This is a genomic window from Paraburkholderia atlantica (genome assembly GCF_000092885.1).
Classification (GTDB): Bacteria; Pseudomonadota; Gammaproteobacteria; order Burkholderiales; family Burkholderiaceae; genus Paraburkholderia; species Paraburkholderia atlantica.
Window position 1 is genome coordinate 95,305 of sequence record NC_014117.1, and the last position, 17,095, is coordinate 112,399.

The window sequence follows — 17,095 nt, forward strand, 5'->3', positions numbered from 1 at the left end:
TCACAAGCTGGCCGATCCGCCTCTTCTCACTCGAATTCTTCCTACCGCTCTAGCCTGGAGTCCGTTTTGAACGCGCCTGAATCGATCGATTTGAAACCTACCGTCGCCGCGCCGGGCGTCGCTACGCCGGGCGCCGTCGCGCAACAGGCGCCGCGGCGGCAGCGTTCGCGCCGTGCGACCTTCATCAGGTGGCTGCGCAACGTGCATGGCTGGATCGGTTTGTGGGGCGCGGTGCTCGGGTTGATGTTCGGCGTGACCGGCTTCCTGCTCAATCATCGCGCCGGCCCGCTGAAAATTTCGACGGGCGCGCCGCAGGTCGAGGAAATGCAGATCGCGGTGCCTGAGAAACCGCTGCACTCGCCGGGCGAGATGGCGAAGTGGCTGCAACGCGAACTGAAGATCGACGGCAAGCCGGGACGCGCGAAGCGCGATCCCGCCCATCCGGTCGCGTGGGGCGATCACAGCACGATTCAGCCTGAGCAATGGCAGGTCGGCATCATGGGCCCGGGGCAGAGCGTGCAGGCCGAGTACTGGGTCGGCAATGGCTTCGTGACGGTGAAGCACACGCGCAACTCGTTCTTCGCGACGCTGAGCAATCTGCACAAGGGCGTGGGTCTCAGCGTCGGGTGGGTGCTGCTGATCGATACGATCGCGGGCAGCCTGATTCTGCTGTCGCTGACGGGCGTGCTGCTGTGGACCGAATTGAATAAACGCCGCGTGGTGGGCGTGGTGCTGGTGAGCGGCTCGGTGATCGCGGCGGTGGTTTGCGGCTTGATGTAAGCGTGGAAGGCACGCCGGGTGCCCTCCACCTCGTTGGTTGAACGCGGCAGGCTACACGCTGCAGGCGGCGCCGCCCGACGCCGCAATCTCCCGCGCAGCCTTCGCGCCTTCGACCTGCAATAGCGTCGGCAGCGACACGCCGTTCTTGGCCGCCGTCACCTCCGCCAGAATCGACACCGCGATCTCAGGCGGCGTCCTGCTGCCGATATAAATGCCGACGGGCCCATGCAAACGGGCCAGTTCGGCTTCGTTCAGATCGAACTCCTTCAAACGCTCGCGCCGCGCGTGATTGTTCCGGCGCGAGCCGAGCGCGCCGACGTAAAACGCCGGCGTCTTCAATGCTTCCATCAGCGCGAGATCGTCGAGCTTCGGATCGTGCGTGAGCGCGATTACCGCGCAGCGCTCGTCGAGCTTCATGTCTGTCACGGTATCGTCCGGCATCGTGCGGACGATCTTCGTGCCCGGCACGTCCCATTCCTCCGTGTATTCCTCGCGCGGATCGCAGACCGTCACCTGATAATCGAGACCCACCGCGATGTGGCACAGGTAGCGCGACAACTGCCCGGCGCCGATCACGAGCATCCGGTAGCGCGGGCCGTGGATCGTCAGCAGACGCTTATCGTCGAAATGCACACCGTCGGTCGCCTGCGCGTTGTCGAGCCGCACCACGCCCGTCGCCATGTCGAGTTCGCGCGCGACGAGCCGGCCATTTTCGACCGCGTGACACAGCTCGGCGATGCCGCTTTGCCGTGTTAACGGTTCGAGCACGAGCTGGATCGTGCCGCCGCACGGCAGCCCGAAGCGATGCGCTTCCTCGGCCGTGATGCCGTACTTCACCGCTTCCGGATTCGTCTGCTCGATTCCCCGTTGCCGCACGCGGTCGATCAGATCGTCCTCGATGCAGCCACCCGACACCGAGCCGACCACGAGGCCGTCGTCGCGCACCGCGAGCATCGCGCCCTCGGGACGCGGCGATGAGCCCCACGTCTTCACGACCGTCACGAGGAGCGCGCGATGTCCGTCCTCGAGCCAGCGCACGCTGGTCTTCAGAACTTCGAGATCCACGCTGTCCATGATTTCTTCCCTTTCTTTGCTTCGCCGCCGGACTCGCCGTCCGCGGCCTCGTTCGATTCCGTTTGCTCAGATGCAGACGCTGACACTGACCCGGCTTCGGCTTCGGCTTCGGTATCCACCGAGGCGTTGCCGTCCGCTGCTTCCTCAGCGCTATTCTCACCCGAGAGCTGCGCACTCAAGCGCTTGAAAAACTCCCCGGCAATCTTGCGCGCCGCACCGTCGACGAGCCGCGAGCCGATCTGCGCGAGTTTGCCGCCGACCTGCGCGTTGGCGGTGTAGGAGAGCTTCGTCGCGGCATCGCCGTCGGCTTCGAGCGTGACCTGCGTATTGCCCTTGGCAAAACCCGCGGCGCCGCCCTGGCCTTCGAACACGATCGTGTAGGCGTTCGGTGCGTCGATATCGGTCAGTTGCATACGCCCCTTGAAGCGCGCCTTGACCGGGCCGACCGCCGCGCTCAGCGTGACCAGGTACGCGTTTTCGCCGTCCGGGTCGATGCTTTCGCAACCGGGGATGCAAGCGCGCAGAATTTCGGTGTCGTTCAGCGCGTCCCACGTTTGCTGCTGCGCGACCGGCAGCGTATGAGTTTCGCTCAATTCCATGACGTTGCTCCTGCGAGTGTCGTCGCGGCGACGGCGTGGCGAGGCGCGCGCGTCAATTGCGCGAGATCGCGGCCGAACGCTGCGAGACTGTCTAGATTATGAACCGGACGATGCGCGTCGACATACGGCAGGATCGCCTGCACGCCGCGCGCCTTCGGAGTGAAGCCGCTGAACCGCAGCAGCGGATTGAGCCACACGATGCGATGCGCGAAACGTGCGAGGCGTGCCATTTCGGTATCGAGCACGTCGATCGCTTCGTGATCGAGACCGTCGGTGACGAGCAGCACCGTCGCACGACCTGTGAGCACGCGGCGCGCCCAGCGTCGGTTGAATTCGGCGAGCGCCGCGCCGATGCGCGTGCCGCCCGACCAGTCGACCACCTGATCGCTGAGCGTCGCGATCGCGACGTCGGGATCTCGTTCGCGCAATGCGCGCGTCGCGTTGGTGAGCCGCGTGCCGAACAGAAACACCTGCAGACGTTCGCGCGACTGCAACAACGCGTGGCAGAAGTACAGCACCGCGCGCGAGTAGTTGCTCATCGAGCCGGAAATATCGAGCAGCAGCACGAGCGGCGGCTTGCGCTCGACCCTCGCGCGATACTTCCACACGGTCCAGTCGCCACCGGCGCGCACCGCGTGCCGCGCGCTCGCGCGCAGGTCCGCATGCGTGCCGTGCGATGCCGCCTTCAGGCGCCGGGTCGGTTCGGTGGCGAGCGGCAGCCGCTGGCCGCGGATCAGATGACGCAGCGTGCGCCATTCGTCGGCGCTCAGCGTGTCGAAATCGCGATGACGCAGCCGCTCTTCCGCGCTGAACGTCAGCTGCGCATGCAGTTCGTGGTGCTCGGTTTCCTGCGGCGCATTCGGATGCGGCGACGGCGGCATGCGTACCGCGAGCGCATCGGCGAGACGGTTGTTGCGCTTCGGCGGCGGCAGCCCGTCGCGTACTTTCGGCAACAGCAGCGCGCGCAGCTTGCCTTCCCAATCGGGGTCGCGCCAGAACAGATCGAATGCGGCATTGAAGAGCTCGCGTTCGTCGGGCGCGGTGACGAGCAGCGCGGCAAGTGCGGCGCGCACGTCGTCGCGGCGGCCGAGGTCGATCCACTGCAACGCGGCGAGCGCATCGACGGCGTGTGCGGGCGACATCGGCAAACCGGCGCCGCGCAGCACGCGCACGAAATGAACCACGTTGCGCGCGAGCATGGGCGCGGACTGCTGGTTCGCGCCGTCGCGTCTGCCTATGCCGATGTCATTCGTCATGCCGGCGACCCTCACCCGGCCAGACACTGCGCGATCTGCTCGGCATCCACGCGCGCGAGATCGTCCTGATACTTGAGCAGCACGCCGAGCGTGTTCTGCACCGATTGCGGATCGAGTTCCGTCACCGACAGCGCTTCGAGCGCGCGGCACCAGTCGATCGTTTCGGCGATGCCCGGTGCCTTGAACAGATCCATGCCGCGCAGCCGATGCACGAAGTCGACCGCGCGCCGCTGCAGTTGCGCCGACGTTTGCGGCGCGCGCGCGGCGACGATCTCGAGCTCGCGCTCGCGATCCGGATAGCCTATCCATTGATACAGACAGCGGCGCTTCAACGCGTCGTGCACTTCGCGCGTGCGGTTCGACGTCATGATGACGAGCGGCGGCTGTGACGCGCGTACGGTGCCGTACTCGGGAATCGATACCTGGAAATCCGAAAGCAGTTCGAGCAGGAACGCTTCGAACGGTTCGTCGGCGCGGTCGATTTCGTCGATTAGCAGCACGCGTCGCGCGCCGGGATGGTTTTCGTCCGGCATCAGTGCCTGCAGAAGCGGACGCTTCAGCAGGAATTCGCCGCGATACAGCGTGTCGTTGTCGGGGCGCTCGCCGCTCGCTTCGGCGAGCCGCAACGCCATGATCTGACGCGGGTAGTCCCACTCATAAAGCGCGCTCGCGGTGTCGAGTCCTTCATAGCATTGCAAGCGCAGCAGCGTGGTGCCGAGCATGCCGGCCGCCGCTTTCGCGAGTTCGGTCTTGCCGACACCCGGCTCGCCTTCGACGAACAGCGGCCGCTCCATGCGCAGCGCGAGATACAGCGCGGTCGCGAGTTCGCGGCTCGCGAAATAGCATTGGGCGGCGAGTTGGGCGAGGGTGTCGTCGATCGAAGCCGGCTGCATGGTGATCCTGAATCTGCGCGACTGGCCATGACGAGGCGTGGCGCGAGTGAAGAACGCAATGGGCGCGAGCTAGGCGTCGAACTCTCGCGCCCGCTCGCGAAGTGAACGAAGCTGGCTTGCGCGCGCCGTGATGCGCACGCGCGGCAAGCCGGGCAGCCTGGCGAGTATCGCTAGGCAGTTGCCTTCGTGACCGCGCGCGCGGCGAGCAGCGGAATCAGATGCGCGCGATATGCGGCGCTCGCGTGCATGTCTTCGTTCAACTCGTCGGGCGACACGCTGACCGCGCGTGCCGCCTCGGGCGTGAAGTTCGCCGACAGCGCGCTTTCGAGCTCGGGCACGCGAAATACCGACGACGCCGCACCCGTCACCGCGACCCGCACGCCGCCTGCGGACTTCGCGACGAACACGCCGACTAGCGCGAAGTGCGAGGCCGGATTGCGGAATTTCTCGTACGCAGCCCGCTCGGGCACCGGAAACTCGACGGCGACGATCAGTTCGTCGGGGGCAAGGGCGGTCTCATACATGCCGACGAAGAAATCGCCCGAGGCGATGCGCCGCCGGTCCGTGACGATCGTCGCGTCGAGCCCCATCGCGGCGGCCGGGTAGCACGCGGCCGGATCGTTGTTCGCGAGCGAGCCGCCGATCGTGCCGAGCGCGCGCACCTGGCGATCACCGATGTTCGCGGCCAGCTCCGCGAGCGCGGGTAACACGCGCCGCACGTCCGCGTGTTCGGCTACGTCGGCATGGCAGACGGCCGCGCCGATCGTCACCTTGTTGGCGTCGACGCTGATCGTCTTGAGCGCGGGAATCCGCGTGACGTCGATCAGTTGCGACGGCTGCGCGAGACGCAGGCGCATCGTCGGCAGAAGGCTCTGGCCGCCGGCGAGGAACTTCGCGTCGCTGTCGGCGGTGAGGGCTGCGGCGGCCGCTTGCGGATCCGTCGCGCGTTGATACTCGAATGAATACATGTCGAATGCTCCGCTCAGGATCGTTGGGTCAGGCTTGCTTCGCCGCTTGAATCGCGGACCATACGCGATGCGGCGTGGCCGGCATCTGCAGATTGGTCACGCCAAGCGGCGCGAGCGCGTCGATGATCGCGTTGATCACGGCCGGCGGTGAGCCGATCGCGCCCGCTTCGCCGCAGCCTTTGACGCCAAGCGGGTTGTGCGTGCACGGCGTGCCCTTCGAGGTCTCGACCGTGAAGTCGGGCAGGTCTGACGCATGCGGCATCGCGTAGTCCATATACGAGCCGGACAGCAGCTGGCCGCTGTCGTTGTCGTACACGCAGCGCTCGAGCATCGCCTGGCCGATGCCTTGCCCGAGCCCGCCATGCACCTGGCCTTCGACGATCATCGGATTGATCACGTTGCCGAAATCGTCGACCGCGGTGAACTTCTGGATGCGGCTCTCGCCGGTGTCCGGATCGACTTCGATCTCGCAGATGTACGCGCCCGATGGATACGTGAAGTTGGTCGGATCGTAGAACGCGCTTTCTTCGAGGCCCGGTTCGAGCACGTCGAGCGGATAGTTGTGCGGCACGTAGGCGGCGAGCGAAATTTCCGCGAACGCCTTGGTGCGGTCGGTGCCGGCGACGCGGAACACGCCGTTCTTGAACTCGATGTCTTCCGCCGACGCTTCGAGCAGATGCGCGGCGATCTTCTTCGCCTTCGCTTCGATCTTGTCGAGCGCCTTCGAAATCGCCGAGCCGCCGACCGCGATCGAACGCGAGCCATACGTGCCCATGCCGAACGCGATGCGGCCGGTGTCGCCATGCACGATCTCGACGCTTTCGAGCGGGATGCCGAGGCGATCCGCGACCACCTGCGCGAAGGTCGTCTCATGGCCCTGGCCGTGACTGTGCGAGCCCGTGAACACCGTGACCGAACCGGTCGGGTGCACGCGAATCTGGCCGACTTCGAACAGGCCCGCGCGCGCGCCGAGCGCGCCCGCGATGTTCGACGGCGCGAGGCCGCATGCCTCGATGTAGCACGAGTAGCCGAGGCCGCGGCGCTTGCCGTTCTGTTCCGATTCCTGCCGGCGCGCTGCGAAGCCTTCGACGTCCGCGAGCGTCAGCGCGCGCGACAGAATCGCGTTGTAGTCGCCGGTGTCGTAGGTGAGGCCGACCGGGGTCGCGTACGGGAACTGCGTGATGAAGTTGCGGCGGCGGATTTCGGCCGGGTCGAGCTTCATCTCGCGCGCCGCGGCTTCGACCAGACGCTCGACGACGAACGTCGCTTCAGGCCGGCCCGCGCCGCGATACGCATCGACGGGAACGGTGTTGGTGAAGACCGCCTTCACTTCGGCGTAGATCGCGGGCGTAGCGTATTGGCCGGCGAGCAGCGTCGCGTAAAGGATCGTCGGCACGCTCGACGCGAACGTCGACAGATACGCGCCCATGTTGGCGATCGTATGCACGCGCATCGCGAGGAACTTGCCGTCCGCGTCCATTGCCAGCTCGGCCTTGGTGACGTGATCGCGGCCGTGTGCGTCGGAAACGAATGCCTCCGAGCGCTCGGCGGTCCATTTGACCGGCCGGCCGATCTTCTTCGATGCCCACGTGAGCGCGACGTCTTCCGCGTACAGGAAGATCTTCGAGCCGAAGCCGCCGCCGACGTCCGGCGCGATCACGCGCAGCTTCGATTCCGGCAACGACAGCACGAACGCGGCCATTAGCAGCCGCTCGACGTGCGGATTCTGATTCGCGACGTACAGCGTGTAGCTGTCGTCCTGCGCCGAATAGCTCGCGTTGACCGCGCGCGGTTCGATCGCGTTCGGCACGAGCCGGTTGTTGACGATGTCGAGCGTGGTTACGTGCGCGGCCTTGGCGAACGCTGCATCGGTCGCGGCCTTGTCGCCGTGGCCCCAGTTGTAGCAGACGTTGTCGGGCACTTCGTCGTGCACCGCCGCCTGACCCGGGTCGGCCGCATGCGCGGTATCGACGACGGCCGGCAGTTCTTCGTAATCGACGTCGATCAGTTCGGCCGCATCTTTGGCGGCCTTGATCGATTCGGCGATCACGAGCGCGATCTGGTCGCCCACGTGCCGCGCCTTCGTATGCGCGATCACCGGATGCGGCGGCTCGTTCATCGGCTTGCCGTCGGTGCTGTGGATCAGCCAGCCGCACGGCAGTCCGCCGACCTTCTCCGCCGCGAGGTCCGCGCCGGTGAAGATCGCGACGACGCCCGGCGACTGTTTGGCCGCGCTCGTGTCGATGCTGTTGATCTTGGCGTGCGCGTGCGGCGAGCGCAGGAACACCGCGTAGCTTTGCTGCGGCAGCACGATGTCGTCGGTGTACTGGCCTTTGCCGGTCAGGAAGCGATAGTCTTCCTTGCGTTCGACGGCGGCGCCGATCAGGCTCTGTGTATCGGGTGCGTTCATCGTCGGCTCCTCAGGCGGCGGTTGCGCCGGCGGCATTCGCGCCGGCAGTTGCGCTCGATGCTGCGGACGCCTTCATACCCGCAGCGCCTTCGAGCACGGCCTTGACGATGTTGTGATAGCCGGTACAGCGGCACAGATTGCCGTCGAGCTGCTCGCGCACTTCGTCGCCGGTCAGATCGGGTTGACGCTGGACCAGCGATACCGCGCTCATCACCATGCCCGGCGTGCAGAAGCCGCATTGCAGGCCGTGGCAGTGCTTGAACGCCGCCTGCATCGGATGCAGTGCGCCGTTGTGCGCGAGCCCTTCGATGGTCGTGACTTCGGCGCCATCGGCTTGCGCGGCGAGGATGTTGCAGGACTTGATCGCGCGGCCGTTCAGATGCACGGTGCAGGCGCCGCATTGCGCGGTATCGCAGCCGACGTGGGTGCCGGTCAGACGGAGTTGATCGCGCAGGAACTGGACAAGCAGGGTACCAGGGTCGACTGAGGCGCTCACGGGTGCGCCATTGACCGTCAGACTGATGCTGATCGCCATGAAGCTGTCTCCTTTATTGATCGGAGCGAGCGCTTCGGCGTATCGATCCCCGCCTCCACGCTGACCACGATCCCATGCAAGATAGTTGCTGTGGGTGAGACCGGACCTGTGATTGTTGTTGCCCCTGCTTTTGCTTCGACTGCGAGTGACTGCGGTTCGCGAGGTCCGATGAGGGTGCTGCGGGTTTTACAAGTCTGCCGAAAAGTAAAGCACAAATCGCGCGGACGCGCTATGAGGGGAAGTGTGTCGGCGCGCGCGAGCGCACGTAGAGAAGATGGGGGCCACGCAACGGGACGCCGCAAAGACAAGCGCCCCGTCTGCAGGGCATGACGGGGCGCTTCGATAGATCAGCGGAAAACGATGCCGCGCTCGCGAGCATTTAGCTCATTGGCGCGGCCTCGTCGAAAACGGCGCTTTACTTTGCCAGTTTCGAATGACGGCGCGAGTAGCCGAAATAGACGACCATGCCGATCGCAAGCCAGATCAAGAACGCGCCCCACGTGATGCCTTGCAGATTCAGCATCAGGAACAGGCACGATGCGACCGCGAGCACCGGCACGACCGGCACGCCCGGGCAACGGAACGCGCGCGGCAGCTCGGGGTGCGTCTTGCGCAGCACCAGCACCGCGATCGACACCATCGAGAATGCCGCGAGCGTGCCGATATTGATCAGTTCAGCCAGCACATTGAGCGGCACCAGCGCGCCGATCAGGCCGAAGAAGATGCCGACGAGCCACGTCGTGAAGAACGGCGTCGCGAAGCGCGGATGCACTTTCGACAGCTTCGCGGGCAGCAGGCCGTCGCGCGACATCGCGAAGATCACCCGCGTCTGACCGTAGGCCATCACGAGAATCACGGTCAGCATTCCGAGCACGGCGCCGAGATCGATGAAACCTGCGACCCAGTTCTGCCCGGCGAGCTGCAGCGCGTACGACACCGGGTGGGAAATGCCCATGAACTTCCCGGACGGCACGATGCCGGTGACGACGGCGGCCACGGCCACGTACAGCACCGCGCACACGCCGAGCGACGCGATGATCCCGATCGGCAGATCGCGCTTCGGATTCTTCACCTCTTCCGCCGCCGACGACACCGAGTCGAAGCCGATGAACGCGAAGAACATCACCGCGGCCGCGCCGAACACGCCGCTCCAGCCGTGCGGCATGAACGGGTGCCAGTTGGCCGGCGTGACGTGAAACACGCCGACGCCGATCACGAGCAGCACGACCACGACCTTGATCGCCACCATGATGTTGTTGATCCGCGCGGATTCGCGCACACCGACCGACAGCAGCGTGGTGATCGCCATCATCACGAGGAAGGCGGGCAGGTTGAACAGCGTTTCGTGTCCGGGGACGGCGCCGGGGGCCGCGGTCAGCGCCATCGGCAGCGACACGCCGAAGCCCGACAGCAGCGACTGCAGATAGCCGGACCAGCCGACCGACACCGCCGAGGTCGCGAGCCCGTATTCGAGCATCAGGTCCCAGCCGATGATCCACGCGGCCAGCTCGCCGAGCGTCGCGTACGAGTACGTGTAGATCGAACCGGCGACCGGAATCGTCGATGCGAATTCGGCATAGGCGAGCGCGGCGAAGCCGCAGGCGATCGCCGCGATCACGAATGAGATCATCAGCGCGGGCCCGGCCTGCAAGGCGCCCGTGCCGGTCAGCACGAAGATGCCGGTGCCGATGATCGCGCCGACGCCGAGGAAGGTCAGGTCGAGCGCGCCGAGCGCCTTTTTCAGGCCGGCGGTCTGAGCGCTTGCCGCAAGCATGTGCTCGACGCTCTTTTTTCGAAACAGGGACATTGGCGTGGGTCTCCAGTGGTGCACGCGTGTTGCGCGCCGAATGTCGGGGAAAACCCGCAATTCTAGCGGATGCGTGCCATCGGGCCGGTTCAAGGCGGCGCTTGGTGGGTCGGGCCGATGGGTGGAAGCTCCCGCCAGGAGGGACGACGGTGGTCTTGCGTTGCCGCACGCAGCGCGGCGGTCGAGCTTTTACCAAGTAGGCGATTGATGGGGACGGAATTTCTCCGTCTGCACCGGCGCACCGCTGGGTGGCTGCGGCACAACGCCGCAGGCACGGGGAGCGGCGCCTGCTGGCCTAGCCGGCCATCGCGGGATTCAGATCGACGAGGCGGTTGCTCATCACATAGAACGTCAGCTCGGCGTTGTTGCGCAGCTTCATCTTGTCGAGCAGCCGCGTGCGGTACACGCTGACCGTCTTCACCGACAGCGACAGCGTGGCCGCGATATCGGTGAGCCGTTTGCCCGACGCGAGCATGCACAGCGTCTGGTACTCGCGATCGGACAGCTTTTCGTGCGGCAACTGCTCGCCGTCGAACGACACATAGTCGGCGAGCGCCTCGGCCATCTCGGGGCTCACGTATTTGCGGCCCGCGGCGACCTGCTGGATCGCGCCGATCATCTGCGCGGCGTCGACCGTCTTCGACAGATAGCCGGACGCGCCGGCTTTGAGCGCGCGCACCGCGTACTGGTCCTCGCGGTACATCGAGAACATCAGCACCGCGACGCGCGGCGCTTTGCGCTTCAGGCGCTTGAGCACCTCGACGCCATTCATGTCGGGCAGCGAGATGTCGAGCAGCACGACGTCGAAGCCGTGATGGACGACCGAGTCGAGCGCTTCGGAGCCGCTTTGCGCCTCGGCGACCTCGCGCGCGACGCCGCGATCGAGCAGCAACTGGCGGACGCCCTGGCGGACCACCGCGTGATCTTCGACGATCAGGATGCGCAGGCTCATGGTCGCGGGCTCACGATTGCAGCGCGCGGCGGGCGGCGCGCGGGGCGGGGCTGGTTGCCAGCAGCGCGTGCCACGCGAAGCGGGCCTGGATCAAGGTGCCGCGCGAGGCGATGGCGCCGTTATTGCCCGTGCCGCCGTCCTCGCCGCGACCGACGCTCGCGCGCCTCGTGCCGACTCGCAGCGCGCCGTCGAATGCTGCGCAGCGCGCCTGCATGCCCGCGAGGCCGAAATGACCTCCGGGTTCTTTCTGGCCACCGCGTTCGCGCGCGCCGCGCCGCAAACCAATGCCGTCGTCGCTGATGAGGAGTTTCAGATGACGCGCACCGGTTTCGATGCGCACGTCGGCGCAGCTCGCCCGTGCGTGCTTCGCGACGTTGTTCAGCGCTTCCTGCGCGACGCGGAACACGGCGAGCGCGGCATCGGCCGGCAGGCGCGCGAGCCGCGCGTCGTCGGGGCAGGTGAAGGTGGCGCGCAAGCCGGTCCGCGTGGAGAAGTCGCGCACCCAGCACATCAGCGCGCCGGCGACGCCCGTTTCGAACGACGGTGCGTGCAGTTGCGCGATGGCCTCGCGGCTCGCTGCGTGCACGGCGTCGAGCGAACGGTTCGCGACCGCGAGCGCGGCCGCGCATTGCGGCGGAGCGTCGGTGGGCAGCCAGGTTTCGATGCCGGCGAGCGCGAAGCGCGTCGCGGTCAGCTCGGCGCCGACGCCGTCGTGCAGCTCGCGCGCGACGTGGCGGCGCACACTTTCCTGCGCCTCGACCAGTTCGGCCGACAGCTCGCGCACCCGCGCGCGCAGCCGCTCGATCTCGCGCGCGGCGTGCGATGGCATGTCGAAGCCATCACGCTGCGCGGCCGAGGCCAGCGCAGCGTTGAACGGGACGGCAGTCGACGTATCCATGAATTTCCCTCTCAGGAAGCGGAGTGGACAGCGAAGCGGGCGCGCGCAGACGGAATCAACGCCTGCGAATCACGAGGTTTCGCGTCGGACGAAACACGATGGCCCAACGTAACGAAATTTACATTCAGTAACAACTCGGGTTGACGATGTTCAATGCATGAATTCGTCTGATCTCGCGGCGCGATGATATCCCAAAAAGATTAAAAAAGCAGTCGCACCAAGGGTTAGCGCAAGGTTTACAGAAATTACTTGATGTTCCTCATACGCGCGCGTTGTCGGAGGAATTCTGACAGCGAAGGTGATGTAACGGCCGCCAATTTGTAACGAAGCAACAAAAAAGGAGCCCGCAGGCTCCTTTTTTGGAATTCGCGGCGCGGGGGCCGCCACAGGGAATGCCGGCTTAGCCGACGAAGGCCTTTTCGACCACGTAATGACCCGGCTCGTTGTTGCTGCCTTCCTTGAATCCCGCATCTTCGAGCAGCTTGCGCGTGTCGCGCAGCATGTGCGGGCTGCCGCACAGCATGACGCGGTCGTTTTCGAGCGAGAAACCCGGCACGCCGAGGTCGGCGAACAGTTTTTCGGTTTCGATCAGCTCGGTGATGCGGCCGCGGTTCTGAAACGCTTCGCGCGTGACGGTCGGGTAGTACAGCAGCTTTTCCTGCACGAGCTCGCCGAGGTGTTCATGCGCCGGCAGGTGCTCGGTGATGTATTCCTTGTACGCGAGTTCGTCGACGAAACGGCAGGTGTGCGTGAGGACCACGCGCTCGTAGCGGTCGTAAATCTCCGGATCCTTGATGATCGACATGAACGGCGCGAGGCCCGTGCCGGTGGACAGCAGCCACAGCGTCTTGCCCGGCAGCAGGTTATCGGCCACCAGCGTGCCGACCGGCTTCTTGCCGATCAGCACTTCGTCGCCGACCTTCAGATGCTGCAGACGCGACGTGAGCGGACCGTCCTGCACCTTGATGCTGAGGAATTCGAGGTGTTCTTCGTAGTTCGCACTCGCGAGGCTGTAAGCGCGCAGCAGCGGCTTGCCGTCGACCTGCAGGCCGACCATCGTGAACTGGCCGTTTTCGAAGCGGAACGACGGATCGCGCGTGCAGGTGAAGCTGAAAAGCGTATCGGTCCAGTGATGGACGCTCAGGACGGTTTGTGAATTCAGGTTGCTCATGGCTTCTTGGATAGTGCGAAAACAAAGGCGGCCAGTCGTCTGAGCCGGCCGGCACGGCAAGGGCGATGCTGCGCTGATCCGTGGTCGGGACTCCCGCGCAATCCAGCATTTTACCGTGCCCGCCGGGGCGGGGCCGCAGCGCGGCGCTCGAGCGTGGTAAAGCGGGTTGCCAAACCGGGAAGCGGCGGCGCCGGCTTGCTGGCGCCGCGAAGTACGTTGGCGTGAATGCGGCCGTGCTTCAGCGGGGTACGGCGATTCGGCGAACGCCGCGCAGGGCGGCTGCCATTGGCTGTCCGGCAGGCGCGAAAGCAACGCGCCGCGTGGGCAACAATTTCAAGATGATACCGAAACGCGGCGTGCGCTGCAGCATTGACCCTGCAGATATAACTGGCAAAAGGGGCGGAACTGTCCCGGCGCGATCGGGATCGCCTCGCGTTCGACTATCGGTTGCACGGCGCGATTTTTTGGGGGATACGCCTGACGTCACCTCGTTTACGCAGCACGCGAGTCGCGCGAAGCAGGGCAGTGCGGTGGCTGCGCGGCTCGTTCTGGCGGCTGCGACCGCCACTGCGAGTAGTAGGTGTCACGGATGGCAAGAACGTCGTCCCTCCAGGCTCGTTGCTCGTCATCAATCCGCAAGGCGGGCTCGTCACGGAACTGAAAGATCAGAGGCTGCTGGATGGCCATTGGGACCTCACCGTGATCGACGGGGGACGATTCGCCCGGGTCTTCGTCTCGGATGTGCTGAACGGAAAGGTCGCGCGGATCGATCTTTCGATCGGGGCGAACGGCGTTCAGATGCTGCCTGGCTCGACCATCATCGCGTCAGGCTATCTACACCGCACCGATCCGGCGGCACTGGTGGTCGGCCCGACCGGACTGGCATACGACCCAACGCATGACGTGCTGTACGTCGCCTCGACCGGTGACAACGCGGTGTTCGCCATCTACGGCGCCGCGAGCGCGAATCACGATGGCGGCGTCGGCCGGATGATTTACCACGACAACAAACATCTGCACGGTCCGCTTGTGCTGGCGCTCGCACCCAACGGGCATCTCGTTACCGCGAACGGCGACGCGGTCAACCCCGACCCGAATCAGCCCAGCGAAATCGTCGAGTTCACCGTCGACGGACAATTCGTCGCCCAATTGCAGGTCGATCCTGCGCCGCGCTCCGCGTTCGGCCTGGCCTTCGACCTCGATAGCAACCGCCACTTGCAGTTCACAGCGGTGGACGACGCCATCAACACCGCGACGGTCTGGACGTTGCGCACGAACAATCGATAAGGAAACCGAGGACGACGATCGGGGACGTCCTGACGTGTCGGGGACACGTCACGGTCACACGGTTTCACGGCGAGTCTATCGGTACACAGATATGGGTCGGGGGCGGCGATTGTAGCGGCAAGCCTCAGTCAAATAGGGAAAATCTGTCCGATGGTATTGATGACGCCAACTCGCGGGTGCCGCTTGCTCACGCCGCCGCCGCCCGCTTTTTTCCGCGCTGTTTCAACACCCGCGCCTGCAGCACGATCACGAGCAGCAGGAAGACAGCCCCATCAGCCGCGCGGCCTCTTCACTGCCGCCGATCGCGAGCGCGTGCCGCCCGAAGCGCGTGCTGCGCAGCGGGAGCCAGCCTGCGACCGCGGCGACGAGCGCGCCGAGTCCCGGGATCGGCAGTCCGAACAGGTCGCCCTGACCGAAGTTGCCGAAGTTCGAACCGGCCGCGATCGACCCACACGAATACGCCAACTAGCGCGAGCATCAGCAGCACCTGGAACGGCACGCCCGCGACCTGGCCGAGCGCAATCCACTGAAAGGCTGGGGTGTTGAACGCTTGCAGGCTGCCGTCGGTGACGACCTGCGCGATGCCGCGTCCGGCGATGAACAGCACGAGCGTCGCGACGATCGGCTGCACCGATAATCGTGTGACGAGCAGGCCGTTGAACACACCGCACAGGGCGGCCGCCAACACCGGCAGCACGAACGCGAGCGCGACGCCGAGCGGTCCCGCGACGTTGAGGAACAGCATCGGCGCGAGCGCGCCCGCAATTGCCATCGACGTGCCCACCGACAGATCGATGCCGCCCGTCGCCACGACCAGCGTCATGCCGATGCCGACGATCACGATCGTCACGACCTGCGTCATGTTCACGTTGAAGGTCTGCAACGACCAGAAGTGCGGGTGAAGATCAGGTTGAACAGAACCATCGCGAGCAGCACGATCACTTCGCCCTGCATCGCGAGATGGCGCCACTTGTGCACGGTGCTCGCGGAGCGTGCGGGGGGCGTATCGGTCGATTGCATCATGGTGGTGTCGCCGCCCGACGCAGCAGCGCCCGGCGCCTCGCCGCGCAGCGGATTGGAATGCAGCTTAAGCGCCATGACGATCGCCCTCCAGCGCGTCTTCGATGTGTGCCGGTCGCGCGGCTTGCGCGAGCGTCGATTGGCCCTCGCTGCGGTACGCGATCGCATCCATGATCGCGGTCTCGCTCATGTCGGCTCCGTTCAGTTCGGCGACCGTGCTGCCGACGCAGCTCGGCCCGCATCCGGCCGTCGACGCGTTGCGCGCGGGCATGTCGCCCGACGCGTTCGATCCGGACAACAGCTTTTCGAACTGGTCGCGCGTGGCGACGATCGCGTGGCCCGACGAGCGGCGCAATCTGACGATGCGTGCCGACGCGCCGTTTGATCACCTGGTCGTGTTCGCGCCGGCCGACGATCCGCAGCTATGCGTGGAGCCGGTCACGAATACGACCGACTGCTTTAACGGGGTTGGTACACAAAAGCATGTCCGCGGCTGCATGTTGCAGCCGGGCGAAGAGATCGAAGCGGCGTTGAGCTGTACGCCGCATCGCGAGCGAGGAGTTAGGCGCTTTCCGTTGACGAAAGCGCAACGAACAGAAGCGTTTACTCCAGCCGCAACTTCGCCATATACGGCAAATGGTCCGAAAGCCACGCAGTCTCCTGCGTCGGCTGGATCCATTCGACCGGCTGCATGCCGCGCACGAACATCTTGTCGAGCGACAGCGCCGGCGAGAACGCCGGGAACGTGCGCGCCGGTTCGCCGAGCAGCGTCGCGACTTCCTGCAAGCCGTGCTCGCGAAAGAGCGGTACCGAGTCGTTGCGCCAATCGTTGAAGTCGCCGGCCAGCACGAGCGGACCGTCCGGGGCTTCCTTCGCGATCCAGTGCGCAATCCAGTTCATCTGCCGCAAGCGCGCGGGTCGCGTCAGCGCGAGATGCGCGCACAATAGCGTGACGAGCCGGCCGCCGAACGTCGCACGCGCGACCAGCAGCCCGCGCTTTTCGAAGCGGTGCGCCGAAATGTCCCAGCGGCCGCCGAGATCCAGCGGATGCGGCGACAGGATCGCATTGCCGTGCCGCCACGACGGCTTGAACACGTTCGGGCCGAGCGCGACTTCGAGTTCGAGCGCGCGCGCGATTTCGGTTGCCTGACAGTGCCAGACGTCGGACAGCGGATCGCCCATCGGTGCGCCGAAACTGCTCGCCAATACCGGCGACGGCATGCGCCGCGCCATCGCTTCCTGCAGGAAGTACGCGTCCGCGTGAGTCGATTGAACCCAGCGCTGCATCGCCTGCCAGGCCTGAAAACCGAGCGGGGTGCGGCCCTTGTGCAGGTTCCAGCTCACAGCGACGAAATCGTTCGGCGCGAGGCTCTCGCGGATCAATTCTTCTGGGTTTCGCATGCCGCGTTATCCACGTGTTCTGTTTGAGCGCGCCGGTCAGGCGC

The 17,095-nt window shown here is 65.6% G+C and carries 14 protein-coding genes and 3 pseudogenes; 2 read left to right on the forward strand and 15 right to left on the reverse strand.

What is annotated here, in order from left to right:
• The first annotated feature begins 66 nt into the window (after positions 1–66).
• Complete coding sequence (locus tag BC1002_RS00420) at positions 67–780, forward strand: PepSY-associated TM helix domain-containing protein (RefSeq protein ID WP_013088098.1); 714 nt, start codon at positions 67–69, stop codon at positions 778–780.
• Positions 781–831: 51 nt separating this feature from the next.
• Here the strand turns inward: BC1002_RS00420 and BC1002_RS00425 are convergent, their stop codons facing one another.
• The 11 genes from BC1002_RS00425 to BC1002_RS00475 form a co-directional block, all read right to left on the reverse strand.
• Positions 832–1,854, reverse strand: coding sequence for an XdhC family protein (locus BC1002_RS00425; RefSeq protein ID WP_013088099.1), 1,023 nt, complete (start codon positions 1,852–1,854; stop codon positions 832–834).
• Entirely contained in the window at positions 1,827–2,453 is a 627-nt protein-coding gene (locus BC1002_RS00430) for an SRPBCC family protein (RefSeq protein ID WP_013088100.1), read from the reverse strand. The genes BC1002_RS00425 and BC1002_RS00430 overlap by 28 nt, the downstream gene beginning before the upstream one ends.
• On the reverse strand, positions 2,444–3,709 hold the full coding sequence (locus tag BC1002_RS00435; protein WP_013088101.1) for a vWA domain-containing protein: 1,266 nt from the start codon (positions 3,707–3,709) through the stop codon (positions 2,444–2,446). The genes BC1002_RS00430 and BC1002_RS00435 overlap by 10 nt, the downstream gene beginning before the upstream one ends.
• A gap of 11 nt (positions 3,710–3,720) precedes the next feature.
• Positions 3,721–4,602 carry an AAA family ATPase gene (locus BC1002_RS00440; protein ID WP_013088102.1) on the reverse strand — a complete coding sequence of 294 codons (882 nt, stop codon included), beginning with the start codon at positions 4,600–4,602 and terminating at the stop codon, positions 3,721–3,723.
• A 170-nt stretch (positions 4,603–4,772) separates the two neighbouring features.
• Positions 4,773–5,570, reverse strand: a complete 798-nt coding sequence (locus BC1002_RS00445; RefSeq protein WP_013088103.1) for an FAD binding domain-containing protein — start codon at positions 5,568–5,570, stop codon at positions 4,773–4,775.
• Positions 5,571–5,598: 28 nt separating this feature from the next.
• A complete protein-coding gene (locus tag BC1002_RS00450) occupies positions 5,599–7,980 on the reverse strand; it encodes a xanthine dehydrogenase family protein molybdopterin-binding subunit (RefSeq protein ID WP_013088104.1) in 2,382 nt (793 codons plus the stop codon).
• 10 nt (positions 7,981–7,990) lie between these two features.
• A complete protein-coding gene (locus tag BC1002_RS00455; RefSeq protein ID WP_013088105.1) occupies positions 7,991–8,515 on the reverse strand; it encodes a (2Fe-2S)-binding protein in 525 nt (174 codons plus the stop codon).
• 415 nt (positions 8,516–8,930) lie between these two features.
• Entirely contained in the window at positions 8,931–10,322 is a 1,392-nt protein-coding gene (locus BC1002_RS00460) for a branched-chain amino acid transporter BcaP (protein ID WP_013088106.1), read from the reverse strand.
• Positions 10,323–10,617: 295 nt separating this feature from the next.
• On the reverse strand, positions 10,618–11,274 hold the full coding sequence (gene rqpR / locus BC1002_RS00465) for a response regulator transcription factor RqpR (protein WP_013088107.1): 657 nt from the start codon (positions 11,272–11,274) through the stop codon (positions 10,618–10,620).
• A gap of 10 nt (positions 11,275–11,284) precedes the next feature.
• Positions 11,285–12,172, reverse strand: a complete 888-nt coding sequence (locus BC1002_RS00470; RefSeq protein WP_013088108.1) for a sensor histidine kinase — start codon at positions 12,170–12,172, stop codon at positions 11,285–11,287.
• Positions 12,173–12,572: 400 nt separating this feature from the next.
• The gene (locus tag BC1002_RS00475) at positions 12,573–13,343 is read right to left on the reverse strand and encodes a ferredoxin--NADP reductase (protein WP_013088109.1); all 771 of its coding nucleotides are present in this window, start codon (positions 13,341–13,343) and stop codon (positions 12,573–12,575) included.
• A 585-nt stretch (positions 13,344–13,928) separates the two neighbouring features.
• Here BC1002_RS00475 and BC1002_RS00480 point away from each other — a divergent pair.
• Positions 13,929–14,630 (forward strand): annotated as a pseudogene (locus tag BC1002_RS00480) (SMP-30/gluconolactonase/LRE family protein); the annotation flags it as partial.
• Positions 14,631–14,891: 261 nt separating this feature from the next.
• Here BC1002_RS00480 and BC1002_RS37440 read toward each other — a convergent pair.
• From BC1002_RS37440 to BC1002_RS00495, 4 genes and pseudogenes are all read right to left on the reverse strand, one after another.
• Positions 14,892–15,077: pseudogene (locus BC1002_RS37440) on the reverse strand (ABC transporter permease subunit); the annotation flags it as partial.
• Positions 15,070–15,653 (reverse strand): annotated as a pseudogene (locus BC1002_RS39525) (ABC transporter permease); the annotation flags it as partial. The pseudogenes BC1002_RS39525 and BC1002_RS37440, both read right to left, overlap by 8 nt.
• Positions 15,654–15,717: 64 nt before the next feature.
• A complete protein-coding gene (locus BC1002_RS39530; protein WP_041734243.1) occupies positions 15,718–16,005 on the reverse strand; it encodes a hypothetical protein in 288 nt (95 codons plus the stop codon).
• A 248-nt stretch (positions 16,006–16,253) separates the two neighbouring features.
• Positions 16,254–17,051: an endonuclease/exonuclease/phosphatase family protein gene (locus BC1002_RS00495; RefSeq protein WP_013088111.1), complete on the reverse strand. Its 798-nt coding sequence runs from the start codon at positions 17,049–17,051 to the stop codon at positions 16,254–16,256.
• Positions 17,052–17,095: the final 44 nt, after the last annotated feature.

What these genes read in the sequence shown, in the direction of transcription:
- BC1002_RS00425 (WP_013088099.1), bottom strand. Translation starts at nt 1,854, where the DNA reads ATGGACAGCGTGGATCTCGAAGTTCTGAAGACCAGCGTGCGCTGGCTC.
- rqpR (WP_013088107.1), bottom strand. Translation starts at nt 11,274, where the DNA reads ATGAGCCTGCGCATCCTGATCGTCGAAGATCACGCGGTGGTCCGCCAG.
- BC1002_RS00440 (WP_013088102.1), bottom strand. Translation starts at nt 4,602, where the DNA reads ATGCAGCCGGCTTCGATCGACGACACCCTCGCCCAACTCGCCGCCCAA.
- BC1002_RS00430 (WP_013088100.1), bottom strand. Translation starts at nt 2,453, where the DNA reads ATGGAATTGAGCGAAACTCATACGCTGCCGGTCGCGCAGCAGCAAACG.
- BC1002_RS00470 (WP_013088108.1), bottom strand. Translation starts at nt 12,172, where the DNA reads ATGGATACGTCGACTGCCGTCCCGTTCAACGCTGCGCTGGCCTCGGCC.
- BC1002_RS00460 (WP_013088106.1), bottom strand. Translation starts at nt 10,322, where the DNA reads ATGTCCCTGTTTCGAAAAAAGAGCGTCGAGCACATGCTTGCGGCAAGC.
- BC1002_RS00455 (WP_013088105.1), bottom strand. Translation starts at nt 8,515, where the DNA reads ATGGCGATCAGCATCAGTCTGACGGTCAATGGCGCACCCGTGAGCGCC.
- BC1002_RS00435 (WP_013088101.1), bottom strand. Translation starts at nt 3,709, where the DNA reads ATGACGAATGACATCGGCATAGGCAGACGCGACGGCGCGAACCAGCAG.
- BC1002_RS00495 (WP_013088111.1), bottom strand. Translation starts at nt 17,051, where the DNA reads ATGCGAAACCCAGAAGAATTGATCCGCGAGAGCCTCGCGCCGAACGAT.
- BC1002_RS00475 (WP_013088109.1), bottom strand. Translation starts at nt 13,343, where the DNA reads ATGAGCAACCTGAATTCACAAACCGTCCTGAGCGTCCATCACTGGACC.
- BC1002_RS00445 (WP_013088103.1), bottom strand. Translation starts at nt 5,570, where the DNA reads ATGTATTCATTCGAGTATCAACGCGCGACGGATCCGCAAGCGGCCGCC.
- BC1002_RS00450 (WP_013088104.1), bottom strand. Translation starts at nt 7,980, where the DNA reads ATGAACGCACCCGATACACAGAGCCTGATCGGCGCCGCCGTCGAACGC.